The organism is Stutzerimonas kunmingensis (genome assembly GCF_021432085.1).
Classification (GTDB): Bacteria; Pseudomonadota; Gammaproteobacteria; order Pseudomonadales; family Pseudomonadaceae; genus Stutzerimonas.
Map to the genome: position 1 here is coordinate 2287711 of NZ_CP090366.1, position 25857 is coordinate 2313567.

Annotated in this window: 17 protein-coding genes; 9 read left to right on the forward strand and 8 right to left on the reverse strand. The window is 64.3% G+C overall.

Annotation, left to right across the window (positions count from 1 at the left end; all coding sequences use genetic code 11):
- Positions 1 to 51: 51 nt before the first annotated feature.
- Entirely contained in the window at positions 52 to 3078 is a 3027-nt protein-coding gene (locus LW136_RS10865; RefSeq protein WP_234175170.1) for a PAS domain-containing hybrid sensor histidine kinase/response regulator, read from the forward strand.
- A gap of 142 nt (positions 3079 to 3220) precedes the next feature.
- Positions 3221 to 3610, forward strand: coding sequence for a GFA family protein (locus LW136_RS10870; RefSeq protein WP_125898437.1), 390 nt, complete (start codon positions 3221 to 3223; stop codon positions 3608 to 3610).
- 3 nt (positions 3611 to 3613) lie between these two features.
- On the opposite strand, the gene LW136_RS10875 is transcribed toward LW136_RS10870, so the two are convergent.
- From LW136_RS10875 to LW136_RS10900, 6 genes are all read right to left on the reverse strand, one after another.
- Positions 3614 to 5962: an FdhF/YdeP family oxidoreductase gene (locus LW136_RS10875; protein ID WP_234175171.1), complete on the reverse strand. Its 2349-nt coding sequence runs from the start codon at positions 5960 to 5962 to the stop codon at positions 3614 to 3616.
- The gene (gene fdhD / locus LW136_RS10880) at positions 5959 to 6762 is read right to left on the reverse strand and encodes a formate dehydrogenase accessory sulfurtransferase FdhD (protein WP_234175172.1); all 804 of its coding nucleotides are present in this window, start codon (positions 6760 to 6762) and stop codon (positions 5959 to 5961) included. Before fdhD ends, LW136_RS10875 begins: the two co-directional genes overlap by 4 nt.
- Before the next feature lie 101 nt (positions 6763 to 6863).
- The gene (locus tag LW136_RS10885; protein ID WP_234175173.1) at positions 6864 to 7766 is read right to left on the reverse strand and encodes a LysR family transcriptional regulator; all 903 of its coding nucleotides are present in this window, start codon (positions 7764 to 7766) and stop codon (positions 6864 to 6866) included.
- Positions 7767 to 7811: 45 nt separating this feature from the next.
- Positions 7812 to 8849: an AraC family transcriptional regulator gene (locus LW136_RS10890; protein WP_234175174.1), complete on the reverse strand. Its 1038-nt coding sequence runs from the start codon at positions 8847 to 8849 to the stop codon at positions 7812 to 7814.
- Between the two features lie 7 nt (positions 8850 to 8856).
- Complete coding sequence (locus tag LW136_RS10895; protein ID WP_041014041.1) at positions 8857 to 9771, reverse strand: GGDEF domain-containing protein; 915 nt, start codon at positions 9769 to 9771, stop codon at positions 8857 to 8859.
- A gap of 159 nt (positions 9772 to 9930) precedes the next feature.
- A protein-coding gene (locus LW136_RS10900; RefSeq protein WP_086937305.1) for an IS3 family transposase occupies positions 9931 to 11477 on the reverse strand; the annotation gives its coding sequence in 2 pieces (ribosomal slippage) (positions 9931 to 10991 and positions 10991 to 11477; 1548 coding nt in all).
- Positions 11478 to 12516: 1039 nt separating this feature from the next.
- Here LW136_RS10900 and LW136_RS10905 point away from each other — a divergent pair.
- From LW136_RS10905 to LW136_RS10930, 6 genes are all read left to right on the forward strand, one after another.
- Positions 12517 to 15000, forward strand: a complete 2484-nt coding sequence (locus LW136_RS10905; RefSeq protein ID WP_234175175.1) for a TonB-dependent receptor — start codon at positions 12517 to 12519, stop codon at positions 14998 to 15000.
- Between the two features lie 75 nt (positions 15001 to 15075).
- Positions 15076 to 16992, forward strand: a complete 1917-nt coding sequence (locus LW136_RS10910; RefSeq protein ID WP_234175176.1) for a phytase — start codon at positions 15076 to 15078, stop codon at positions 16990 to 16992.
- A 69-nt stretch (positions 16993 to 17061) separates the two neighbouring features.
- Positions 17062 to 17775 (forward strand): protein TolQ, encoded by a 714-nt coding sequence (tolQ, locus tag LW136_RS10915; protein WP_003300068.1) that lies wholly within the window; start codon positions 17062 to 17064, stop codon positions 17773 to 17775.
- A gap of 13 nt (positions 17776 to 17788) precedes the next feature.
- The gene (gene tolR, locus LW136_RS10920) at positions 17789 to 18250 is read left to right on the forward strand and encodes a protein TolR (protein WP_102831647.1); all 462 of its coding nucleotides are present in this window, start codon (positions 17789 to 17791) and stop codon (positions 18248 to 18250) included.
- Between the two features lie 2 nt (positions 18251 to 18252).
- Positions 18253 to 19080 carry an energy transducer TonB gene (locus tag LW136_RS10925; protein ID WP_419586382.1) on the forward strand — a complete coding sequence of 276 codons (828 nt, stop codon included), beginning with the start codon at positions 18253 to 18255 and terminating at the stop codon, positions 19078 to 19080.
- Between the two features lie 28 nt (positions 19081 to 19108).
- Positions 19109 to 21070: a PhoX family protein gene (locus tag LW136_RS10930; protein WP_234175177.1), complete on the forward strand. Its 1962-nt coding sequence runs from the start codon at positions 19109 to 19111 to the stop codon at positions 21068 to 21070.
- Between the two features lie 184 nt (positions 21071 to 21254).
- Here LW136_RS10930 and LW136_RS10935 read toward each other — a convergent pair whose 3' ends face one another.
- Positions 21255 to 21842 carry a phosphatidylglycerophosphatase A family protein gene (locus LW136_RS10935; RefSeq protein WP_230697659.1) on the reverse strand — a complete coding sequence of 196 codons (588 nt, stop codon included), beginning with the start codon at positions 21840 to 21842 and terminating at the stop codon, positions 21255 to 21257.
- 82 nt (positions 21843 to 21924) lie between these two features.
- Here LW136_RS10935 and LW136_RS10940 point away from each other — a divergent pair, with 82 nt between their 5' ends.
- Positions 21925 to 23649 carry a potassium/proton antiporter gene (locus tag LW136_RS10940; RefSeq protein WP_102831650.1) on the forward strand — a complete coding sequence of 575 codons (1725 nt, stop codon included), beginning with the start codon at positions 21925 to 21927 and terminating at the stop codon, positions 23647 to 23649.
- 61 nt (positions 23650 to 23710) lie between these two features.
- Here LW136_RS10940 and LW136_RS10945 read toward each other — a convergent pair whose 3' ends face one another.
- Positions 23711 to 25708: a methyl-accepting chemotaxis protein gene (locus LW136_RS10945; protein ID WP_234175178.1), complete on the reverse strand. Its 1998-nt coding sequence runs from the start codon at positions 25706 to 25708 to the stop codon at positions 23711 to 23713.
- Positions 25709 to 25857: the final 149 nt, after the last annotated feature.

The window sequence follows — 25857 nt, forward strand, 5'->3', positions numbered from 1 at the left end:
TGACCTGCAGCACGCTGCGGGATTACCGCCGCCCATTCATCACGATGCATAGTGGAAATAGCTCTGGAAAATCTGACCCGAGAGGAGCTGGTGGCTGAGGTGGCGCGCTTGCGCGCGGTTCTGGGCCTGGCTGGAATCGATCCAGACCCAGCCTTGTCCCAAGTTCCCCTTGATACCCAGCCCGCCCGCGAGCAGCATCGTCAGCACCCGACAACCGTACAGTCGGGCGTCTCGAAAGATCTCCCTGAAACGCTGCATGCCAGCCTCCTGGCACTGGCTGGCAGCGAGGCGCGTCAGCGCGCGATATTCGAGAGTGCGATCGACTTCGCCATCATCCTGACCGACACCGCAGGCATCATCACAGACTGGAATGCCGGCGCCGAGCAGGTGATGGGCTGGACCGCAGACGAGATGCGTGGGCAGAGCGCGGAGCGCTTCTTCACGCCGGCCGATCGTGCCTGTGACTGGCTCGGCGAAGAGATGCAGAGCGCGCTACGTGAGGGCCGCGCTCTGGACGAGCGATGGCACTTGCGCAAGGACGGTCAGCAGTTCTGGGCTGCGGGCGAACTCTCGCCGATCCATGACGAAAACGGTGCACACCTCGGCTTCATGAAAATCCTGCGTGACCGCACCAGCGAGCACCTTGCGGGCCTCGCCATGGAAGACACCCAGGTGCGTTATCGGCTGGCCGCGAAGGCGACCAACGATGCGGTCTGGGACTGGGATCTGATCAGCAATCACGTGCTGTGGAACGATGCGCTGGAACATGCGTACGGCCATCCGCTGGCAAACGTCGACAGCTCCGGTGACTGGTGGCTGGCGCATATCCATCCGGATGACCGTGCACGTATTCACCGGTCGATCCACGCGGTCATCGATGGCAGCGAGGTGACCTGGACCGACGAGTATCGCTTTCGCCGTCTGGATGGCTCCTATGCAGATATCCTCGACCGCGGTCATGTGATTCGTGACGTTCACGGCCAGGCCGTGCGGATGATTGGCGCGATGCTCGACCTGACGCGCATGCGCGCTGCCGAGGCGGCCTTGCGCCAGAGTGAGGAACGCTTCAGCACCATTCTGGAGACCATCGAGGCGGCATTCGCCATCGTTCAGGTCAAGTTCGACGCCGACGACAATCCCGTGGATTACTGCTTCCTCGAGGCCAATCCTGCCTTCGAGCGCCAGGCCGGCGTAGACTTGCGCGGCAAATGGGTCACCGAGTTCGCGCCGGACCTGGAGCAGTTCTGGTTCGAAGCCTATGGCCATGTCGCCAAGACCGGTGAGCCTGCCAATTTCGAGAACTATGCCGAAGCGTTCGAACGCTGGTTCGATGTTCGCGCCGTCCGCGTCGGCGATCCCGCCGAGCGGCGAATCGCCATTCTCTTCAACGACGTCACCGAGCGCAGAAACGCCGAAGAACGCCTGCGCATCAGCGAAGCTCTTGCGCGGGAGAATATTCAGCGCGTCCAGCTGGCGCTCGAGGCGGGCGCGATCATCGGTACCTGGAACTGGCATCTGCCAACCGACCGCTTCACCGTGGATGAGGGGTTTGCGAACGCCTTTGGCCTCGATCCCACCCTTGCTCGTGACGGGCTTAGCCTCGAGCAGATCATAGCAACGGTGCACCCTGAGGACCGGGACGGACTGATCGTAGCGATCGAAGAGGTCATCGCCCGCGGTGGTGCCTATGCGCACCAGTACCGTGTGCGCCGCGCTGATGGAAGGTTCTACTGGCTTGAGGCCAACGGGCGCGTCGATCATGCCGAGGACGGAACGCCGTTGAGCTTTCCCGGCGTCTTGATCGACGTCGAGGACCGGCGCTCCATCGAGGCGGAGCGGGATCGCGCCACCGCTGCGCTGCGCGCACTCAACGACACGCTGGAACAGCGTGTGGCCGAGCGGACGGCGGAGCTGATCCAGGCCGAGGAGAAGTTGCGTCAGTCGCAGAAGATGGAAGCGGTCGGCCAGCTGACTGGCGGTCTTGCCCATGACTTCAACAACCTGCTGGCCGGTATCAGCGGTGCGCTGGAATTGATGAATCTGCGGATTTCCCAGGGGCGGCTGGACGACATCGATAAGTACATGTCGGCCGCGCAGGGCGCCGCCAGGCGTGCCGCGGCGCTGACTCATCGGCTGCTCGCCTTTTCCCGCCGGCAGACTCTCGATCCGCGGCCGGTTGACGTCAACATGCTGATGGAGGGCATGACCGAGCTGATCCAGCGCACGGTGGGGCCGAGCATCCTCCTCGAAACCATCAGTGCGCCCGACCTCTGGGCGGCGTCGGTCGATGCCAGTCAGCTGGAGAACGCGATCCTCAATCTCTGCATCAACTCGCGCGACGCGATGCCCGACGGCGGTCGGATCACCATCGAGACCGCCAACCGCGTGCTCAGTCCGGAGATGGCGCAGGCCTATGACCTGCCCGCCGGCGAGTATCTGTCGCTGTCCGTCACCGACACAGGGACCGGCATGACGCCCAGCGTGATTGCAAAAGCGTTCGACCCGTTCTTCACCACCAAACCGATTGGCGAAGGCACCGGGCTGGGGCTTTCGATGATCTACGGATTTGCCAAACAGTCCGGCGGGCAGGTGCGCATCGATTCCGAGGTCGGTCGCGGAACCTCGATGTGCATCTACCTGCCGCGCTACCACGGCAATGCCGGGACCGGCACGTTGGCGCAAAGCAACCCCGCGACAGCGCTTGCGGGCGCCTGCGGCACGATTCTGATCGTCGACGACGAGCCGACCGTGCGCCTGCTGCTGATGGATGTGCTGGGCGACCTCGGCTACACACTGATCGAAGCATCGGACAGCGTGGCCGGGCTGAAGCTGCTGCAGTCGGATGTGAGCATCGACCTGCTGATCACCGATGTCGGCTTGCCCGGTGGGATGAACGGCCGGCAGATGGCCGATGCCGGTCGCCAGGTGCGCCCCGGTCTGAAGACGCTGTTCATCACTGGTTATGCCGAGAGCGCCGCGTTGGGCAACAGCTCGCTCGGCGCTGGCATGCAGGTGCTGACCAAGCCTTTCGCGATAGATGTCCTCGCTGCCCGGGTGCTCGAGATGATGAAAGGCTAGCTGCCATCGGGTGTGCAGCCTTAAAGCAGGGGCTACGTTCGTCATTAGTGCGGCCCGTGAGAGGCGACTACGCTTCAGGGCGATAGAGTCTGCGACCTGAACCTTGGGTGCGGGCCTTCAGCACTGACGGAGGAGACGCAAGGTGAACTCATTAACCGGTGGCTGCCTGTGCGGCAACCTGCGAATCGTGACGGCGGGGCAGCCCTATCGGGTCGGGATCTGCCACTGCCTGGACTGCCGCAAGCATCATGGTGCTTTGTTCTACGCAGCTGCGGTGTTCCCGCAGGATGCGGTAACCGTCGAGGGCGAGACGGCCGAATATGCCGGACGGCATTTCTGCCCGCGCTGTGGCTCGTCTGTTTTTTCCCGCCTCGCCGATGAAATCGAGGTGCATCTCGGCGCCCTGGATGCACCCGACCAACTGACGCCGACCTACGAATGCTGGACCGTGCGTCGCGAAGGCTGGCTGCCGCCGTTTCCGCTTAACCGGCGCTACCAGCACGATCGCGACGACTCCAGCCGCTTCGAATGAGCGTCATTGCCCGCTGGCGATCAGCGGCTGCTCGGTCTTTTGCGTGTTCGGCAGCACGCGAATCGCGATGAATTTCGAAGTTGGCGTGTGGCTGCGGTCGCCGAAGCTTTCCAGCGGTACCAGCGGATTGGTTTCCGGGTAGTAGGCGGCGGCCTGGCCGAGCGGGGTGTCGTAGGCGAGGAGGGTGAAACCGCGCACGCGGCGCTCGATACCGTCGTCCCACAGCGAAATAAGATCGACTTGCTGGCCGGCTTCCAGGCCCAGTCGCTGGATGTCGGCGGGATTGACGAACACCACATCGCGCATGCCTTTCACCCCACGATAGCGATCATCCAGGCCATAGAGCGTGGTGTTGTACTGATCGTGGGAGCGCAGCGTTTGCAGGATCAGGTCGGCCTCCATGCCGTCATGGCGGGCTTGCTCGGGCAGCAGATCGGCGGGCAACGAGAGAGCCTTGAACTCGGCGCGACCGCTGGCGGTATTCCATTCGCGCCGGGCAGCGGCATTGCCCAGGTAGAAGCCTCCAGGGCGATGCAGGCGGTGGTCGAAGCCGGTGAAACCGGGAATGGTGGCCGCGATCAGCTCACGGATACGGGCGTAGTCCTCCACCAGCCAGAGCCAGTCCACCGGGCGTTTGCCCAGTGTGGCGGCGGCGATGCCGGCGACGATGGCCGGCTCCGAGCGCATCTCGGCGGACGCGGGCTCGAGCTGGCCCCGGGAGGCGTGGATCATGCTGAACGAGTCTTCCACGGTGACCGCCTGCGGGCCGCAGGCCTGGCGGTCGATGTCGGTGCGGCCGAGGCACGGCAGGATAAGCGCGTCGCGGCCCATGGTCAGGTGGCTGCGGTTGAGCTTGGTGCTGATCTGTACGGTCAGCGCGCAGTTGCGCAGCGCCTGCTGGGTGCGCGGGGTGTCCGGCGTGGCCTGGGCGAAGTTGCCGCCCAGACCGATGAACACCTTGACCTGCCCGGCGAGCATGGCCTGGATGCATTCCACGGTGTTGTAGCCGGGCTGGCGCGGCATCGGCAGGTCGAACTGGCGCTGCAGTGCATTGAGCAGCGCGAGCGGCGGCCGCTCGTTGATGCCCATGGTGCGGTCGCCCTGTACGTTGCTGTGGCCGCGCACCGGGCAGGCGCCAGCGCCGGGCTTGCCGAGGTTGCCGCGCAACAGCAGCAGGTTGGCGATTTCCTGGATGGTCGCCACCGAGTGACGGTGCTGGGTGATGCCCATCGCCCAGCAGACGATGGCCTTTTCGGCGTTGCGGTAGATCGCGGCCGCGTGGCGAATGGTTTCGCGGTCGAGCCCCGACTGCTGCTCGATCAGCGCCCAGGGCGTGGCTTCGACCTCGGCCAGATAGGCGTCCAGCCCGTGGCTGTGCTCAGCCAAAAACGCGTGATCGAACACTGCCGGCGCGCCGCTGGCCTGCGCTTCCTGCTCCCATTGCAGCAGGTACTTGGCGATGCCGCGCAGCACCGCGAGATCGCCACCGAGATTGGGTCGCAGGTAGGCGCTGTGAGTTGGCGCGTCTTGGTTGGCGAGCATCTCGATGGGCTTCTGCGGGTGCTGGAAGCGTTCCAGCCCGCGCTCGCGCAATGGATTGAAGCAGACCACCTGAGCGCCGCGCTCCACAGCCTGACGCAATGGTTCGAGCATGCGCGGATGGTTGGTGCCGGGGTTCTGGCCGAGAACGAAGATCGCATCGGCGTGATCGAAATCTTCCAGCGTCACCGTGCCCTTGCCGACGCCGATGGATTCGGTCAGGGCGACGCCGCTGGCCTCGTGGCACATGTTCGAGCAGTCGGGAAAATTGTTGGTGCCGAAGCTGCGACCGAACAGCTGGTAGAGATAGGCCGCTTCGTTGCTGGCCCGACCGGACGTGTAGAAGGCTGCCTGGTGCGGGCTGTCCAGGCCGTTCAAGTGTCGGGCGATCAGCGCAAAGGCATCGTCCCAGCTGATCGGCAGGTAGCGGTCGCTGGCAGCATCGTAACGAACCGGTTCGCTCAGGCGCCCCTGGTACTCGAGCCAGTAGTCGCTCTGCTCGCGTAACTGACTGACGCTGTGGCGGACGAAAAAGGCCGCGTCCACGCGGCGCCGAGTCGCTTCCCAGTTCACTGCCTTGGCGCCGTTCTCGCAGAACTTCACCGCACCGGCCTCCGGCGAATCACCCCAGGCGCAGCCGGGGCAATCGAAGCCGCCGTTCTGGTTGGTGCGCAGCATGGCGCGGATGTTCTTCAGCGCGTTGCCGCTGCCGAGCCAGGCGCTGGCCACGCTGCGCAGCGCGCCCCAGCCGCCTGCCGGGCCGGCGTAGGGCTGGAAACGGGTGGCGGGATGGAAGCGGGACGTGCGGCTCATGGGTGGCATCCGTTCTGTTCGGGCAGCGCGGGCGCCGGGCTGTAGACCCGCGGCGCGCTGTGGTGGGGCAAGTGAATGAGGTTGAGGTGATGCTGACGCGCCCACTCCACGGTCAGGTGGGTCGGCGCGGACAGACTGACCAGCGTGCCGATGCCGGCGCGCACGGCCTTGTGGATCAGCTCCAGGCTGCAGCGGCTGGTGACCACGACGAAGCCTTCGCTCGGGGTACGGCGCTGCAGCGTCAGCGCACCGATCAGCTTGTCCAGGGCGTTGTGCCGGCCGATGTCCTCGCGGCACAGGGCGATCTCTCCGTTGCCGTCGATATACAGCGCCGCGTGCAGTGCGCCGCTGTCGCGGGCCAGCAGCTGGGCGTTGGCGATGCGCTGGCGCAGATCGTGGAAATGCCCTTCGGGCGGCAGATCGATTGGCGAAAGTGGTGCGAGCTGCGGCAATGCCTGCTCCAGCGCCTGCACACCGCACAGACCGCAACCGCTGTGGCCGGCCAACTGCCGCCGTTGCTGCTTGATGTGCCAGAACGCCCGCGGGCTCACCTGCACTTCGGCATGCTGCGCGCTGCCATCGCCCCGCAAACGCAGGTCGCGTAGATCATCGATGCGCTCGATCAAGCCGGCGCTCAGGCTGAAGCCGATAACGAAGTCTTCCAGATCCAGCGGTGTCACCATCATCACGGCCTGATTGAGGCCGTTGTAGCTGATGGCCAGGGCGCATTCGTCAGCCAAGGGGGCCGCGCCGAGATCCGGAGCATTGGCGCTTGGGGCGTTGAGGGTGGCGTATTGCATGGCGATGGCCTGCGACAGGTCGACGCAGGGAGCCTAGGAGCGCAGGGATGGATCGTCCAATCGCTATGTTCGATAGGGTGATCGAGCGTATCAATCGCCCGTCAGGAGATGGCAGGACTTTGCCGCTGCAACAGCTCGCGCGCTTCGTTGAAACAGGCTTCGCCCAGCGCGGATCGCGGTGAGCCGCGACGCAGGATCAGCCCAAGCGGCGCGAGGGTACTGGCGTTGTCGATGGGCGTCAGGGTCAGTCGGCTGTCCAGTGCTTCGAGGCCGCTATCCAGCGGCATGATTGCGCAACATAGTCCGGCGCCTACGGCCTGCAGCAGATGATGCACGGCATCCGTCTGCAGCCGCGGTGCCAGGCTCAGGCCACGGCTACGCAGTGCGTGGTCGATGGACTGGCGAAAGTGCATGCCGCCGGTCAAAAGACCTAGCGGAAGATCGGCGAGCGCTTCCCAGCGCAGCGATGGCGCGTCGAAGCGAAAATGGCGCTCGTCATGCAACAGCCCCATGCGGGTTTCGCCGAGCGGCAGGCTGGTGAAGTGCGCGTCATCCAGCCGTTCCAGATAGGACAGGCCCAGGTCCAGCAGATTGCGATTGAGCCGTTCGAGAATCTGATCGCTGCTCAACGCGAACAACTCGAAGCGCAGATTCGGGTGGCGCTCGCCGAAGGCCTGCACCAATTGCATCGGGTCGAAACCGGCCAGCGGCACCACGCCCAGGCGCAAGGTGCCGACCAGCTGGCCACGGCAAGAGGCGGCTTCGGCCAGCAGGCCGTCCTGTGCGGCGAGCAGGCTGCGCGCCCAGGCCAGGATGCGTTCGCCTTCGGGGGTGAAGCCTTCGAAGCGCTGGCTGCGGATTACCAGTTGCAGGCCGAGTTCGTCTTCCAGGCCGCGCAGGCGCATCGACAGCGTCGGCTGGGTGACATGGCAGCGCGCCGCCGCCTGACCGAAATGACGTGTTTCATCCAGCGCCACGAGAAACTTCAGCTGCTTGATATCCATGCCCGCTCGCCTCGAAGGTAATGCGGACGGCACCTTAGCACGCCGTCAGGGGGCGTCGAACAGCGGCTGCAGCCCGCTGGGCACCACCCCGGTCCAGCGCTTGAAGGCGCGACGGAAGTTGGTGGTGTCGTTGAAGCCGAGATGCCGCGCCACGGCCTCGTTGCCTAGGCCGCGGGCCTGATAGAGGTAGAGCGCAACGTGCGTGCGCACCAGATCGAGTTGCTCCTGGAAATGCGTACCGTGCTTGGCCAGCTTGCGCTTGAGCGTCGCCGGGCTCATGGCGAACGCGACGGCGACGCGCTCCAGGTTCAGCGGCTCGCGGATGTGGTCATGCAGGTATTGGTAGAACGCATCGAGAAAGGCGCAGGGACCTTCCAGCGCATCGATCTGCTGCTGGCTGGCCTGCTGCGCGACCTGGCCTACGGTCGCCGAGGCATCCGGCCAAGACTGATGCAGATATTCGCGGGGCAGGCTGAGCAGGGTCAGGTGGCGGTCGAACTGCAGCGCGTCACCCAGGTGCACCCAGTACTGCTCGATGTGCCGCGGCTGCGGATAGGCAAACTGAAAGCGCCAGGGCAGGCGCAGGCCGCTGCCGCGCTTGCACAGCGCGACGATGGCGGTCAGGTGCGCTTCGATGAGAAACCGTTGGTGGCGGCCGGCGCTGCCGTTGTCCAGCCAATAGATGTGCAGCTGCTGCTCGTCCAGCAGCAGCCTTGGCGCCAGCAGCGGGCAGAGCAGGGCGCGGAACTGGCTAAGCCGCTCCAGCGTCTGTTCGAGGTTGCCGGCGTTGGCCAAGGCAAGGCTGACATCGCCGTAGTGCCCGGGCAGCAAGCGCTGGCCGAACAGAAAGCTGCTGTCCGCAGCACCCAACAAGCGTTCGGTGTTGCCGATGAGCGTCAGCAGCTGCTCCGGGCTGACACGGGCGCGGCCGCTGGCGACGTCCTCGTAGAACAGCCCGCTGCCGCGCAGCAGCGCATGGCTGTCGATACCGCGCGAGAGCGCCAGGTCGAGCAACACCGCCGGCTGGTGGTGCGCAGCGATGAAGCGGGTGTCCCATTCGTACCAGCGTAACGGGCTTTCCATGGTCGCCTCAGGCGCAGCGTGGCAGGGACTGCTTGGCCTTGGCCAAACCGAGGTTGAGGCGTTTGAGCAACTGCTCGGCATCGTCGTCGAAGGCCATTACCACTGCGGTACTGGCGCGCAGATGCAGGCGTTCGCCGTGCTGGCGCGTCTTGTGCGCGAGGCTGGCGACGGCGGTCTGCAACTCCTCGGCGAGCTGCCGCGCCTGTTGCTCGGCGGTATCGGGCAGCAGCACGACGAAGCGATCCCCGGCGAGGCGGCAGAGCAGGTCCTGATGGCGCAGGTTGAGCACCAGCAACTGCGCCACGGCCTGCAACACGAGATCGCCTTCTTCCTGGCCGTAGCGCTGGTTGACCCGGCTGAACTCGTCGAGGTCCACCGCCAGCAGCGACAGCGGCCTTTGCTCGTCGGCGGCCTGGCGTAGGGCCGAGTCCAGTTGCCGACGCAGGTACTCGGCGGTGCCGAGCGGGGTCAGGTTGTCGAACAGGCGATGCTCGCGGAAAAGCCGTTCGCGCTTGTGCATCTGCGCGTTGATGGCGCGCTGTTCCTGGTTCAGGTGGTAGATGCCGAACGTCAGCAGGATCAGGCCGACCGGCATGGGCGCGGTTTCCAGCCAGTTGTCCCAGGCGATGTTGGCGGGGATCTGGATGAACTCGTCGAGCAGGTCCATCCACCAGGAAAAACAGATACAGGCCAGCCCCAGCGCCAGCAGCCGCGTCACCCGACCGGCCGGGCGGCTGTGCAGCAGCATGATCAGCCAAGCGAGGGCGAGGGCGGCGCAACCGCCTTCACCGACCACGTCCATCCAGTCGATCTCGCCCCAGGATTTGAGCTGGCCGACGGCGAGGAGCAGCTGCAGACCGACGTTGGCGGCCAGGGCGAGGCCGAGGAGGGTGAGGGTGTGGAGTTTGAGGAGGGATTTCATCGGGTCTCCGTGGCGAGGGATCGCGCCAGTGCGTGAGGGCACGGAAACAGATGGATGTGACGGTTGGATGAATGGGGTGGGGGTTGAATTGGCTCAGGGATTTTTTGGTTTGGTTGATTTGCTGGCGGCGATTTTCAAGGTAGTTGTCGCGTGAGCGTGTCACGCTGCCTTTGATGTTTGCTGCAGTACCGCTTCCCGCTCCGGGTTCAGGCACACGATTGGTGCCAGCACCCAGTTCCTGATGTTGCCGCTCCAGCGCTCCGGGTGCCGTGCACGCGCCGCCTCGTACAGCTCGATACGCTTGCGCAGCAACTCTTCCGCCTGGCCAGTATGTCGCTGCGCCGGGGTCACGAACTTCAGGGCGCTGTGGCGATGTTCATGGTTGTACCAGGCCACGAAGCTGTTCACCCAGTTCCTGGCCTGCTCCAGCGTGTCGAAGGGCCGCTCCGGCCACAGCGGGCAGTACTTCGCCGTGCGGAACAAGGCCTCGGCATAGGCGTTGTCATTGCTCACCCGCGGGCGGCTGAACGAGGGCATCACACCCAGGTTCTGCATGGCCGCCAGCATGGTCGAGCCCTTCATCGCGCTGCCGTTGTCCGAGTGCAGTACCAGCGGCTGGCCTGCCCGCTGTTCACGTAGGCAGGCCTGGCGTAGCAGCTGGGCGGCCTGCTCGGCGCTTTCACTTTCATGCACCTCGTTGGCCACCAGCTTCCGGCTGTAGACGTCCTTGATCATGTACCAGTAGAAGTAACGGCCCTTGACCGTGGTCGGCAGCCAGGTGATGTCCCAGCACCACAGCTGGTTCGGGCCGTCGGCCACATGGGTCGTCAGCGCTCGTTTCACCGGTGGGCGGCTACGGCCGCGCGGATGCTGCTGTTCGGCGTCCTTCAGCAACCGGTAAAAGGTCGACTCCGAGGCCAGCCAGGTGCCCTGATCGGCCAGCCGCGCCACGATCTGCTGCGGCGGCAGGCTGGCAAACTCGGGCTGGTTGGCGACCTCCAGCACGCGGCGGCGCTCTTGCGGGGTCAGCTTGTTGGCCGGCTCAGCTCGCTGTGCCGAAGGACGCCGATCCTCCGGGCAGTGCTGCCAGCGCTGCAGGCTGCGCAGCGACAGGCCCAGTTCGGCGCAGGCCTGCGCCCGCCGCGCTCCCGCCGCCACGGCGTCCTCGATCAACTGCAGCGTTTCACGGCGATCCGGGGCGCTGATCATTCGTCCTCGTCCTTCCCCCAGAGCGCCTCGGCTTTTTTTCGCAACACCAGCAGAGCCGCGGTTTCTGCCAGCGCCGCATCCTTGCGCCGCAGTTCACGCTCCAGCTGCTTGATGCGCTTCTTCGCGGCCTTTTCCTCTTCGCGTTCGCGCCGGGTCTTGATCGGCTGAGCCAGGCTGTTGGCCTGCTCGCAGGCTTCGCGCCAGGCGTTGATCTGCTCGACATACAGGCCTTTGCGCCGGCAGTACTCCGCCAGCTCAGCCGCATTGAGGCTGGCGCTTTCCAGCACCACCCGAAACTTGTCCTGGCTCGACCACTGGTCGGCCTGCTGTCCATCTCCCGGCACCACTGCTCCCGCTGCTCTGGCCTGTTTGCGCCAAGCATACAGGGTGGCATCAGTAATGCCTGTCGCTTCCACCAGCTCCGGCACCGTCCGGTTCAAGGGCGGCATCATCTGCCGCACCACCCACTCCCGATGCTCTATCGAATAACGCGCCACACGGCTCTCACTTCCGCCCACCGACCAAGACTCATCGAATCAACTCACACGACAACTATCCTGACGCGGCGGGCTGGGTGAGATTAGGGATGTGGTTTGCCCTGCTGGATTTGGATCAGTTCTGGACGAGGGGCTTGCTGGCATCGAGTCGATGCCGATTGCCGAGTTGCCTGGCGATTCAGGTTTCGCCCTGCTGGGCGAGTCCCTTTTGGCAGTCGCCCCAAAAGGAACCAAAAGGTCTTGCCCCACCATCCGGGTCTCGCTGCGCTCGACTGCCCTCGTTCCATCGCCGCTCCGGGGGCCGGCGTACAAGGGCCATCCATGGCCCTTTACGCCTTTCGCGGCATCCATGCCGCTCACTCCCCTACGCAACGATTGCACTCGGCCTCCTGAAAAGGGCGATTGGCGTTGCTCGTTAGTCAGTGCAATGACCCGAAGCGGCGCGGTATCAACTGGTTTGTTGGATCCCACGCTCCGGTGCTGGAGGTCAAGCTTCGGCTTTCCAGCGCCATGATTGGAGCAGGCTCTCCTCGCAGGAGCTTGGACCGGATTGCAAGGAGCGTCTCCCCCCGGCTTTTACTTGCAGTGATCATCAGGCGACACCTGTCGCCCCTTCAGGAGGGTGAGTGGAATTGCTGTGCAAGGGGGTGAGCCGCATGGATGCGGCGAAAGGCTTAAAGGGCCATGGATGGCCCTTGTAAGCCGACCCCTGGAGCAGCGATGTAGCGAACGGACCCCGCGCGTAGCGCGGGGCCGTATGCAGGGGCAAAGCGTTTTTGGTTACTTTTTCCGCGTCTGGAAAAAGTGACTCGCCCAGCAGGGCGAAACAGAAACCGTCGCCCCCTTCGAAATGCGGCTCTGGCACGCAGCCCGCACGAAAAAAACAGGTCATATCAGCTCAACCCCACCTCCAAAATCCCCCAAAACCCACCTTTCCAACCCCTCCCCAAATCCCCTGTCACAGAACCGCCATATCCCCCACCTACCGTCCGCTGCAGTTCCGGGATGGACCCGGTAAACACCGTTCGGGGGATTGTTCATGAGCACATACCGCAGCGGCATCCGCCATGCAGGATTCCGCATCAGCCTGCTGGCCCTGGCCGTCAGCGCCGGTTCGGCGTGGGCCGAGGAGCCGCTTGTCATGGAGCACGTCGAAGTCATCGGCCAGGCGGTCAGCATCGACGAAGCACTGAAGGACCAGCGCAATTCCGACAGCGTGAAGAGCGTGGTGCATGCAGACGGCATCGGCCAGCTGCCGGACGACAACGCCGCCGAGGCGCTGCAGCGCATTCCGGGCATCTCGGTCGAGCGCGACCAGGGCGAAGGGCGTTTCGTCAGCGTGCGTGGCATCGCGCCGGATCTGAACAGCGTCACCATCAACGGCACCCTGGTCCCATCGCCGGAGAGCGATCGCCGTGCCGTGGCGCTCGACGTGCTGCCATCGGAGCTGGTGCAGTCGCTGTCGGTGGTCAAGACGCTGACGCCGGACATGGATGCCAACTCCCTGGGCGGCACCATCGAGGTACAGAGCCTGTCGGCCTTCGACCATGACGGGCTGTTCTACAGCCTCAGCGGCGAGGGCAGCTATGACGACAACGTCGACAAGACCAGCCCGAAATTCTCCGGCGCCATCAGCGACCGCTTCAGCCTGGGCGATGGCGTCGACAATTTCGGTGTCGCCGCGGCCGTCAGCTGGCAGGAGCGCGACTTCGGCTCGGACAACGTCGAGACCGGCGGCAAGTGGGACTTCGCCGACGACGGCGCGCGGCTGGAGGAACTCGAGCAGCGCGACTACGAGATCACCCGCGAGCGCACCGGCTTCGGGCTGAACTTCGACTACAAGCCGGACGATGTCAGCAGCTACTACCTGCGCACGCTGTACAGCCGCTTCAAGGACACCGAAACGCGTAACGCCGCCGGTGTCGCCTTCGAGGATTCGCAGCTGCCGGGCGAGACCGGTGACGCCGAGGGCTGGCGCGAGCTGAAGTCCCGCGAGGACACCCAGACCGTGCAGTCCTACGTGTTCGGCGGTGAACGCATGATGGGCCTGTGGACCCTGAGCGGGCAGGCCGGTTACAGCCAGTCGCGCGAGCGCAATCCGGGCGGTATCGCCAGCGCGACCTTCGAGGGTAATTTCGCCGATGCCGGCTTTTCCAGTAGCCGCAAGCCGCGCCTGACGATCGATTCGTCCTACTACGACCCGGCGTCCTTCGAGCTGGATGAAGTGGAGTGGGAGAAAAGCGACACCCGCGACCGCGAGAAAAACATCCGCCTGGACCTGGCGCGTGAGTACGACATCCAGGGTTACGCCGCGCAGGCCAAGTTCGGCGGCAAGCTCAGCCGCCGGCACAAGGACAACGATAACGAAGTCTGGAAGTACGACGATTTCGACGATCTGACCCTGGCCGACTTCCAGGCCGGCAACGTCGACTATGCGCTCGGCCGCTTCGGCCCGGGCATCAGTGCCTCGGCCATCGAGGGCGCGATTGGCGGTCTGGATGCCAGCGAGTTCTACGACGAGGAGGAGTCGCGCATCAATGACTTCGACATGCACGAGGACATCAACGCCGCCTACCTGATGAACACCGTGGATATCGACCGCTGGCGCGTCATCGCCGGCCTGCGCTACGAGGGCACGCGCTTTCGCGCCAAGGGCACCGGCCTGCGCGATGACCAGTTCGAGTCGATCTCCAGCAGCAGTCGTTATGACCACTGGTTGCCGGGGCTGCACCTGCGCTACCAACTGACCGACGACACCATGATCCGTGCCGCCTGGACCAACAGCGTGGTGCGCCCGACCTTCGGCCAACTGGCGCCCGGTTTCGTCATCGAAGGCAACGACGCCGAGTTCGGCAACCCCGATCTCAAGCCGCTGGAATCGATCAACTACGACCTCGGCATCGAGCACTACATGGGCCGCGCCGGCGTGGTGTCGGCGTACCTGTTCTACAAGGACATCGATAACTTTATCTACAACACCGATCTGGCCGGCACCGGTCAGTGGGCCGCGTTCGACGAAGCGCTCAGTTTCCAGAACGGCAGCAGCGCGAAGCTCTACGGCCTGGAGCTGGCCTACTCGCAGAAGCTCGACTGGCTGCCGGCGCCGTGGAACGGCCTGTTGCTGGGCGCCAACGCCACCTTCAGCCAGTCCGACGCGGATATCGAAGGGCAGGGCATGCAGCGCAGCATCGACCTGCCGAACCACTCCGACACGGTCGGCAACCTGATACTCGGCTGGGAAAACGACCGGCTCAACCTGCGCCTGGCTGCGAACTACAAGTCGGACTACCTCTACGAGGTGGCCGGCATCGACGACGAGGCGCACGACCTGTACGTCGACGATCAGCTGTTCGTCGATTTCAAGGCGGGCTACTTCATCACGCCGAGCCTGCAGCTGACCTTCGAGGCGCTGAACCTGACGGACGAGTCCTACTACGTCTACAGCGGCCGCCGCGCCTACAACGCCCAGTACGAAGAGTACGGCCCGACCTACAAGCTCGGCCTGACCCTCACCCACTTCTGACCCCATGCCGCTCCGGTGCCCGCCGTTCCCCTTTTCGGTCGGGCGCCGGCAGGCGGCAGCCTGAATGGATACACCATGAACGCATTACCCAAAACCATGCTGCTCGGCCTGTGCATCGCATTGGCGGCCTGCCAGTCCACGCAACCAGATACACCGGCGAAGTCGGCCCAGCTGAACATCAGCAAACCGCTGCTGGCCGGCCTCGAGTACGCCCAGCTGGTAAGCGGCGACACCCCTTGGGCCGGTGCCGACCGTGTGCAGGTCGATGACCAGGGCCTGCAGCTGCTGGACGCCGCCGGTAACAGCCTGGCGCGCCACGCCGGGCGCTTCGAAGGACTGGACCATCGCGTCGACCGCCAGGGCCTGCTGCTCGCCACGGTCGAGCGCAAGCGCCAGCAGGCGATGCTGATCGGCCTGAACGCCGCGCGTGCCTGGAGCCAGCCGCTGTACCTGCCGCGCACCGCATTCGCCATCGAGGGGCTGTGCCTGTACCGCGACAGCGCGCGCAACGACTTCGTGTTTCTGCTCGGTGAGGAGGGCGTCGGCGAGCAATGGCTGGTCGGCAGTCAGGGCCGCCTGCTCGATGAGGCGCGGCGGGTGCGCGGGCTCAGCCTGCCGCCGCAAAGCGCCTTCTGCCAGACGGACGATGCCAGTGGGCAGCTCTATGTCAACGAGGAGTCCGTCGGCTTCTGGCGTTACCCGGCCGACGCCGAGGCGCCGTTGCAGCGCGAGCCGGTCGATTTGCGCCAGCCTTTCGGCAGCCTGGCCCATGCCGCAGCGGGCATGACGCTGGTGCCGGGCGGACTGCTGGCGCTCGATCCCGAAGCCTCGGTGCTGCATCTGTACCGGCAGAACGAAGCCGGCTGGCAAGCCGATGAGGTCATCGCACTGGACGGTTTCGACGAACCGGAGCGCATCAGCGCGCGTCGCACCTCCGAAGGAGTCGAACTGCTGCTGGCGGACGAGCAGGGCCTGCATCGCGCCCAGTTGGCGTGGCAGCCGCAGGCACTGCAGCATCCCGAACCCATCGTCAGTTTGGCGGCAGCGGTGGAGACCGGCCCGGTGCCCAGTCTGGGTGACGCCGCCGATGACCCGGCGATCTGGGTCCATCCGCGCGATCCTGCGCAGAGTCGCGTGCTCGGTACCGACAAGAAAGGCGGCCTGGTGGTGTACGACCTGGAGGGTCGCCAGCTGCAAAGCCTGACCGTCGGCCGGCTGAACAACGTCGATGTGCGCAGCGGCTTGCGCCTCGGCAGCATGCGCGTGGACCTGGCCGTGGCCAGCAACCGTGATCACAACAGCCTGCACCTGTTCGCCATCGACCGCGCGAGCGGGGTGCTCCGCGATATCGGCCAGATCGCCACGCCGCTGAGCGATATCTACGGCCTGTGCATGTTCCAGAATCGCCAAGGTGTCACCTACGCGATCGCCAACGACAAGGACGGCACCTTCGTCCAGTACCGCCTCGATGGCCAGTCCGGCCAGCTGCAGGGTGAACTGGTGCGGCGCTTCAAGCTGGACAGTCAGCCCGAGGGCTGCGTGGCCGACGACCGCAGCGAGCGGCTGTTCGTCGGTGAGGAAGACGTCGCGGTGTGGGTGGTCGATGCCCGCGCCGATGTGCCAGCGGTGCCGGAGCAGGTCATCGATGTCGGCGGGCCGGTCTACGACGACATCGAAGGTCTGGCCATCTACCACGGCGAGCGCGGTGACTACCTGGTGATTTCCAGCCAGGGCAACGACAGCTACGTGGTGCTCGATGCCCAGGCGCCCTATGGCATGCGCGGCGCCTTCCGCATCGGCCTGAACGCCGAGCGCGGCATCGACGGAGCGTCCGAGACCGATGGGCTGGAAGTCACCTCGGCCAACCTCGGCGGCATCTGGAACCGCGGAATGCTGGTGGTGCAGGACGGCCGCAAGCGCATGCCCGAGGGGACGCAGAACTACAAGTACCTGCCCTGGTCGGCGATCGCCGATGCGCTGGGGCTGGATTGACGTCATCGCCCGCTAACCGACCCGCAATCCAATAGCAGCTGCCCCAGTCGGGGCAGAAGGAAACGATTCATGCAAACGACTCTCGAGCACATGTCCATCTGGGGCCTGATCAGCGAAGCCAGCCTGGTGGTCCAGGCGGTGATGATGATTCTGGTCCTGGCCTCGGTTTCGAGCTGGTACCTGATCATCCGTCGCAGCGTGGCGTTGCGCAGCGCCGAACGCCTGCAGCGCGGCTTTCTGCAGCGCTTCCGGCAGGGCGGCGATCTTGCCCAGCTCTATCGCGAAGGCCAGGCGCAGCCGTTGCCGGACGAGGCCGCGCTGCAGCGCATCTTCCTCGCCGGTTACGGTGAGTTCGCCCAGCTGCAACGCCAGCCGGGGATCGCGCCGGATGTGGTGGCGCAGGGTGTCGAGCGCAGCCTCTACGTGGCCGTCGCCGAGCAGGAGGAGCGTCTGGAAAAGGGGCTGCAGTTTCTCGCGACCGTGGGTTCGGTGAGCCCCTATATCGGCCTGTTCGGTACCGTGTGGGGAATCATGAACTCCTTCCTCGGCCTGTCGCAGGTGCAACAGGCGACGCTCTCGACCGTCGCGCCGGGCATCGCCGAAGCGCTGATCGCCACGGCCATTGGCCTGTTCGCGGCGATTCCCGCGGTGATGGCCTACAACCGCTTCGCTGCCCGTGGGCAGACGCTGGTCGGCCGTTACTACGCATTCGGTAACGAGCTACAGGCGCGCCTGCATCGGCGCCTGCACGCCGCTTCACCCAACGTCGCCGCAGCCGCCTGAGGAGGACGCCTTCATGCTGGTCAAACCACAGCACAAACACGGGCCCAAGGCGGAAATGAACGTGGTGCCCTACATCGACGTGATGCTGGTGCTGCTGGTGATCTTCATGGTCACCGCGCCGATGCTGGTGCAGGGCGTCAAGATCGAGCTGCCCAAGGTCGCAGCCGAAGCGCTGCCGGTGGAGAACGAGCGGCAGATCCTCACGCTCTCGGTAAAGGCCGATGGCGGCTTCTACTGGAACCTGGGCAGCGAGCTGGACATCGACAACCAGACCGACAGCGCCGTCGACCTTGCCGAGCTGCAGGCCAAGGTCGGCGCGATCATCGCCGAGCGCGGCGACACCCAGGTCTATGTCCGTGCCGACGAGGCGGCGGACTACGGTCGCGTGGTCGCTGGTATCGCCGAGCTGCAGCGCGGCGGGGTGGTCAACCTGGGGCTGATCACCGAGGCGCCGGCCGGAGTCGGGCAGCCGTGATGATGACCTTCAGCACGCCCGCCGCGCATGGCAGCGAAGTTGTCCCGCGACAGTGGATCGGTCCGGTCGGGGCTGCATTGCTGACCCTCGGGATGCACGCCGGACTGTTTGCGCTGTTGCTCGGCAGCTGGTCGCCAGCGCTGGAAATGCCGGTCGCCACCCAGGTGATGCAGACCCAGTTGATCAGCCTGCCGCCGCCGGCGCCAACCGAGAGCGCAGCGCCGGTCGAACCGCCAGTCGAGCCCGTGGTCGAACCGCCGCCGCGCGAGCCGCAGGTCGATACCCACGCCCAGCAGCAGCGCCTCGAGCAGGCCGAGCTGGCCTTCAAGCGCGCCGAAGGGGAGCGCAGGGCCGAGCAGCTGCAGCAGCAGCGCGAGCAGTTGGAACGCCAGCGCGAACAGCAGCGTCAGCGCGACGAGCAACGCCGCCAGGAACAGGCACAGGAGCGGGAACGGATGGTTCAGGAAGAGGCACGGTTGCAGGCGGCGCGCGAAGCCGAGGCAACGGCACGCGCCGAAGCGGCTGAGCGCGCACGACAGGCTGCTGCGGCCGAAGCGGCCAGCCGGCAATACCTGCCGATTGCCAAGAAGCCGCCGGTCTATCCGCAACGGGCGCTGGACTCCGGGCTTCAGGGTTCCTGCACGGTCAGCTACACGGTCGATGTGCAGGGTCACGTGCGCTCGCCCGAAGTGGTCGGCGACTGCCATCCGCTGTTCATCCGCCCATCACTCACCGCCGCCAAGAGCTTTCGCTACCAGCCGCGCATCGTCGAAGGCCGCGCGGTTGCCGTGCCCGACGTAAAGAACACCTTCCATTACCGCATCGAATGATGCCGTTACGACTCAGGAACCGTTTTCGATGAAACAGGATTTCACCGATTTTCACGCGAGCGTGGGCGCTCATGACGACCAACCGGTCAATGCGAGCGGCAACGTGCCGCTGCAGCAGGCGATCGATCACCGCCGGCGCGGGCTGCTCAAGGGTGGGCTCGGCCTGGCCGGCATCGCCTTTCTCGGCGGCGGGATGGCCGGCGCGCGAGCCGCGACCCGGGGCGATTCGCTGCTCGGCTTCGAAGGTATCCCGACCCAGCTCGACCCGCATTTCGACCGTGTCGAGGTGGCGCCGGGCTACAGCGCCCGGGTGTTCTTCTCCTGGGGCGATCCGGTGCATGCCGACGCACCCGAGTGGCAGTCGGATGCCAGCGACGATTGGCAAGCCCAGCTCAGGCAGGCCGGCGACAACCACGACGGCATGCATTTCTTCCCGTTCCCCGACGCGCCCGACAGCCGCGGCCTGCTGGCCATCAACCACGAGTACGTCAACCCGACGTTGCATCCAAAAGGCATCGCCGTGGTCGATGGCCGCCGCCCGCTGGAACAGGTGCGCAAGGAGCAGGCGGCCCATGGCCTGAGTGTCATCGAGGTGCGCAAGGATGCGCAGGGTGAATGGCAGCGGGTGATTGATTCACCCTACAACCGCCGCATTTCCGGCATGACGCCGATGGCCATTGCCGGGCCGCTGGCCGGCCATGCAGCGATGCAGACCATGGACGACCCGGAAGGAAACACGGTGCTCGGCACGCTGAACAACTGCTCCAGCGGCTTCACGCCCTGGGGCACCTATCTGGTCTGCGAGGAGAACTGGCACAACTACTTCGTCAACCACGACGCCGACGACCTTGCCGCGCGCGTCTCGCACAACCGCTACGGCATCGCCGGCAGCGGCATGAGCAAGCTCTACGGCTGGGGCACGGTCGATCCGCGTTTCGATGCCACGCCGCAGGCAGGCCAACCCCATGGCGGCTTCGTCAACGAGCCGCACCGGTTCGGCTGGGTGGTGGAGGTCGATCCGTTCGACCCGCAGAGCGCGCCGGTCAAGCGCACCGCCTTCGGCCGCTACTGCCGCGAGTGCTCGGTGCTGTCGCTGGGCGAGGACGGGCGCATGGCGTTCTACTCGGGCGACGACACCAAGGGCGAGTACGTCTACAAGTTCGTTCCCAGCGGCCGTTTCGTGCCCGGTGCGGACGCCGCCAACCGCCGCTTGCTGGATGAGGGCACCTTGTATGTCGCGCGTTTCGATGCCGACGGCAGTGGCCAGTGGCTGGCGCTGGTGCACGGCGAGCATGGCCTGACCGCGGAAAACGGCTTCCCCAGCCAGGCCGAGGTGCTGCTCAACGCCCGCGCCGCCGCCGACCGCGCCGGCGCGACGCCGATGGATCGGCCGGAGTGGGTCGCAGTGCATCCCGATACCCGCGAGGTCTACGTCACCCTGACCAACAATGACGGGCGCGGCACCAAGCAGCCGCTGGACAAGGCCAATCCGCGACCGAACAACCTGCACGGGCAGATCCTGCGCTGGCAGGAAGAGGGTGGCGACCCGGCGGCGACGCGTTTCCAGTGGGAAGTCTTCCTGCTCGCCGGCGAGCGCCGTGGTGCGCGAGATGCCCAGGGCCAGTCGGTTGCCTCCAACCTGATCGGCACGATCGACGGCGACTGCTTTTCCTCGCCGGACGGGCTGGCCTTCGATCGTGACGGGCGTTTGTGGATCGAAACCGATTTCGACGATGACGAATCGGCGATGCAGGCCATGGGCACCAATCAGCTGCTATGCGCCGATCCGAAAACGCGCGAGGTGCGGCGTTTCCTGGTCGGGCCACGGGGTTGCGAGATCACCGGTATCACCTGGAGCCCGGACTACCGCGCCATGTGGATCAACGTGCAGCACCCGGGGCTGAGCTTTCCGGCCAGCGACGGCCAATCACGTCCGCGCTCGTCCACCGTGCTGATCACCAAGGACGATGGTGGCGTGATCGGCAGCTGACGATCACGCCGCGAGTAGGGGGCCAGGCTAGGCGGCGCCCCGCATCCTGAATCAGGGCAGGCACAACGGGCGGTAGCTACCGTTGGCGCTTCCGGCGCATCATCGTTTCTGCTGCGCCGAGCTCCTGCCAGGTCGTACTGCCTGGCGGGCCTTAGCTGCGCCGCCTCGTGGTGATCGACCGGCGCTACACGCGCAACCAAAGCGTTCGGGCCCCACGCAATGCGAGCCAAGCTAACAGCGCGGCCAGCACGTCATCCAATGCGATACCCAAGCCTCCACCAATCGTTTCGACGAATCCTATGGGCGGCGGCTTGGTGATATCGAAAAGCCTATATAGTGCGAATCCGGCACCGAGTAACCACCATCGATGGGCTGTGGCCAGCCCCAAAAATACGAGTGGAAAAGCGAGATACTCGTCGGCAACGATCTGAGCGGCATCACCGCCTCCAAGCAAACGCGAGGCCCAGTGACACAGCGGAACGCCGACCACCAGCAGCGCAGAGATGAACAGCAGTTGCTTTGCCTGCGGCCGCCCCCAGAGCCACCACGCCAGTGGTATGCCAAGCAGTGATCCGAACGTTCCGGGCATCCAGGGCAATGATCCCAGCCCGAAGCCTGTGGCAATCAATAAAACGACTTGCTCTGCGATCAATTGTCGAACCTCTACGGTGACCATCTGGCGTAACTGCAGAAATGCTCGCAACATCTCGCATAAAATTGATTCGACCGTCCGGCATTGAACATCGCACAAACTGGACGTTGCTTTTTCCATTTCAAAAATTTTTGCCGGCGCTGCGCTGGACTACTTTCGTGCTGCTTGGCTACAGCGGCGCATTGATAAATAAGGACCCTCGGTGTTTGCAATTGACAAGTTACTGCTGGTGGCAGCGGTACTAATTCTCTTCGGCGTGCTTTCCAGCAAATTGTCGGCGCGTCTGGGGCTGCCCGTGTTGGTGTTGTTTCTGATCACCGGCATGCTGGCGGGGGACAACGGCATTGGCGGAATTGTTTTCGATAATGCTGTTTCCGCTCATGCGCTCGGTACTCTGGCTTTGGCACTTATCCTGTTTGACGGCGGTCTGCAAACGCCCGTTTCGTCCATAAGGAAGGTCTGGAAGCCAGCTTCGTTATTGGCAACCGTTGGGGTGCTCGCAACGGCTGCTATTGCTGGGCTAGCAGCTGCCTGGATGCTTGAGCTTCCAATTCTCGAAGGGATGCTGCTGGGCGCGATTATCGGATCGACCGATGCTGCAGCCGTATTTTCGCTACTGCGAAATGCCGGAATTCACATTAACCAGCGGCTCAAGTCGGTGCTGGAGATCGAAAGCGCTTCCAACGACCCCATGGCCATCTTTCTGACGGTGGGCTTATTGGAGGTGCTGGTCAACGGCATGCCGCTTGGCTGGGGTCTGCTTCAGATGTTTTTGATGCAGATGGGGGTAGGCGCACTGGTCGGGCTTGGGGTCGGATGGTCGGTGCTCAGGCTACTGAGCAGGATAAAGCTCATTGCGACTGGTCTGTATCCCGTGCTCGTCGCAGCCGGCGGGTTGCTAGCCTATGGCATATCCGCAAATCTGGGCGGCAGTGGATTTCTGGCGATCTTCGTCGCTGGCGTGATGATCGGAAACCAGAAGTTCGTTTTCCAGCGCAGCACCTTCCTGTTCATGGATGGCCTGGCATGGCTTAGCCAGATCACGATGTTCGTGGTCCTCGGCCTGCTCGTCGATCCGGTTTCGCTGCTCGATGTCTGGGTCGAGGGGTTGGTGATTGCACTGGTCCTGGTGTTGCTGGCCAGGCCGTTGGCCGTCGCACCAATGCTTGCGCTTTTTGGATTCAATCTCAGGGAGACGGCACTCGTTTCCTGGGTAGGCCTACGTGGTTCGGTGCCGATCATCCTGGCAATCTTCCCGTTGCTTTTCGGACTGCCTAATGCGCCCCTGATCTTCAATGTTGTGTTCTTCGTGGTTCTGCTATCGGCGACAGTGCAGGGTTCTACGCTCCCGCTCGTCGCGCGCAAGCTGGGGCTGACGGAGAAGCCACCGGCGGCGCCCGCCGCGACTCTCGAAATCTCGTCACTCCACGATGTCGACGCGGAAATCGTCGAATACACGCTTGGTAACGATGCGAGAGCCGCCGGCCGTTTGCTCTCGCAGATGGCGTTGCCCGAAGGCGTAGTCGTGGCGATGATCACGCGAGGGTCGGCCGTCATACCGCCTCGAGGATCGACGCGACTTGAGGCCGGTGATCATCTGTTTGTCGTGCTCAAGCCAATCAATCAGCCTTTCGTCGACTGTGTTTTTTCTCAGGCAATTGAAGCATCGAGGACCGACCTGCCCAACCTTGAACTCCGGCTCAAGGGCAGCACCAAGGTCGAGGATGTGTGGGATTCCTATGGTATCGACCTGGCAACAGACAAGGGCCAGACTCTGGATCAGTTGATCAAACGGGCCCTCGACAGCAATGCCGGTCAAGGGGCTGAACTCATGGCTGGTTCAGCGCTGTTGATCGTCCGTGAGCAACTGCAAGGGCGGATTACGACGGTTGGCATCCAAGCAGTATCGCTCGATACGAGTTCGTAATGCATACCTGTTGTAATGGGCGAAGAGAGGCCCGCTAAGCGCCTCTCTCGTCCAGGCTGTATCAGCGGACCTTGAATCGGCTTACGACGGCCGTGAGGCGTCCATTCGTGTCCAGGAGCGACTCGGTACTCCTATCGACGCTCGCGCCGCTTTCGACCAGTTCGTCAACCACATGCCGCACGGCGACCATGTTCCGGTTGATCTCCTCGGCTACGGCGCTCTGTTCTTCCGCCGCGGTGGCGATCTGGGTGCTGAGATCATTGATGTGAACGACCGAGTTGGTCATTTCATCAAGTCCAACGGTGACCTGAGCCGTTTTGTCGGCTGTCGCCTGGCAGCTGGCCTTGGTTTGTTCCATCGCCTGAACGGCAGAGCCGACCGCATCCTTCAGGCGTTGCAAGGTTTCATTGATTTCGGAGGTGCTCTGCTGCGTCCGTGCCGCAAGTGCGCGGACCTCGTCAGCGACGACCGCGAAGCCACGGCCCTGTTCGCCGGCTCGGGCCGCCTCGATCGCCGCATTCAGCGCAAGCAGGTTGGTCTGCCCGGCGATGTCACCAATGACGCCCAGTACATCGTTGATGCGCTGGGCATCGGCCTGCATCGCCTGGACTTTCGCCGTCGCGCTTTCCACTTCGCTGACCAGGGAGCGCACGCTGCTCGAGGCATCCTCGACGACTAGGCGGGAGGAGACCGCATTGTGGTTGGCCGTCTGGGTGAACGTCGCCGTATCGCTGGCACTGTGCGCAACCGATTCGGCAGTCGAGCTCATTTCGTTGATCGCGGTAACGGCCTGGTCGGTTTCCGAGGCGTGCCGGGCCAGCGCGTCATTGGTGATACGGGACAGGTGCTTGAGCTGCGCGATCTCGGACTGGATCTGGGTGGTGGCGTCACTCACGTCGATCATCATTTTCTGCAGGTAGCCGATGAATCCATTGACTGAGCGTCCGACCTGATCGACTTCGTCCTCGCCCTTGATAGCGATACGCCTGGTCAGGTCTGCGTCGCCTGCGGATAGGGAATCGATGTTTGTCTTCAGAACGGCAAGTCGTTTCATCAGCTGATTGATCGCGACAAGCATGAGCGCGAGCAGGATGAGCACCATCGGGATCTGCAGGGATGCAAGCGTCCTGAGCATCGCATCGCTTCGTGCCTCAAGCTTGGCGGTCGGCAGGGCGGCGGCGAGGAACCAGGGGGTACCTTCGACAGGCGTCATGAAGAAGCTGAATTCTTCGCCGGACTTGCTCGTGAATACCTCCCGTCGCAACGCTTGCGACGGGCTGGCGAGCGCCTTCTGTACGGTCGCGATGAAGGGCGACTGTACGGACATCTCGGAAACGTTGCGTAGCACCATGTCCGAGCCAAGTTGCGGCTGGTTGCTGAGGATCTTGCCGTCGGCCTCGACGATCATGACCTCGCCTTCGATCTCGTCTTGCTTTTCGGCAACCAGGCGGTTGAAGAAGCCGAGGGTCAGGTCGATCGTCGACACGCCCCAGGGAGAGCCGTCCTTATAGATAGTCATCGCGCAATTGGTACGCGGCTCAGCACTGGCGTCATCCTTGTAGGCCGCTGCCCACACACATTTGCCGCGCGGTGCCTGCATGCCGCCTCGGTGCCAAGGCTCCTCGAAATAGTTACGCGATTCGGCCGAATTCCAGTGGGTATTGACGATCAGTTTGCCGGATGCGTCCCGGTGATAAAACGTGCTGTGCTTGGCGCGGCCTGGCGTACGGACGTCGGGGAGCGGCCAGATGCCGCCACCGAAGACCTTGACGTCACCGTACTGGTCGACGAGACCGGGTAGGACCCGGTCGATCTCGTCACTGTCAAGCATCGGCACCGTCTGGGTGATGCTGCGTGCTTGCGCTTCGACTCGCGCCAGGTCCATTGCGATGTGCTCGCCAATCTCGGTGACCTGCGACATGACGATGGTTTCGCCTGCCTCTATGAGCTGTGGCGTGACGAAGCGCTTGATCCCCAGCATCGTGAGCAACATGACCAGGAGAACGAAGCCGATGAAAGCGGCCGTGTAGCGAGCTTTGATGGTACGCAAAGAGAGCATGGATCCTGAACCTTGAGACAGCCGGCCCAACGGAGGGCATGGCGATGGTGCGCTATCGGCTAGTTGACCGATTAGTTAAGAAATCGGCGACTAACGGTCCTTCGAGAATGGCTCGCAGGTTATTCGTCGTATTACCAGGTGCGCGGCCA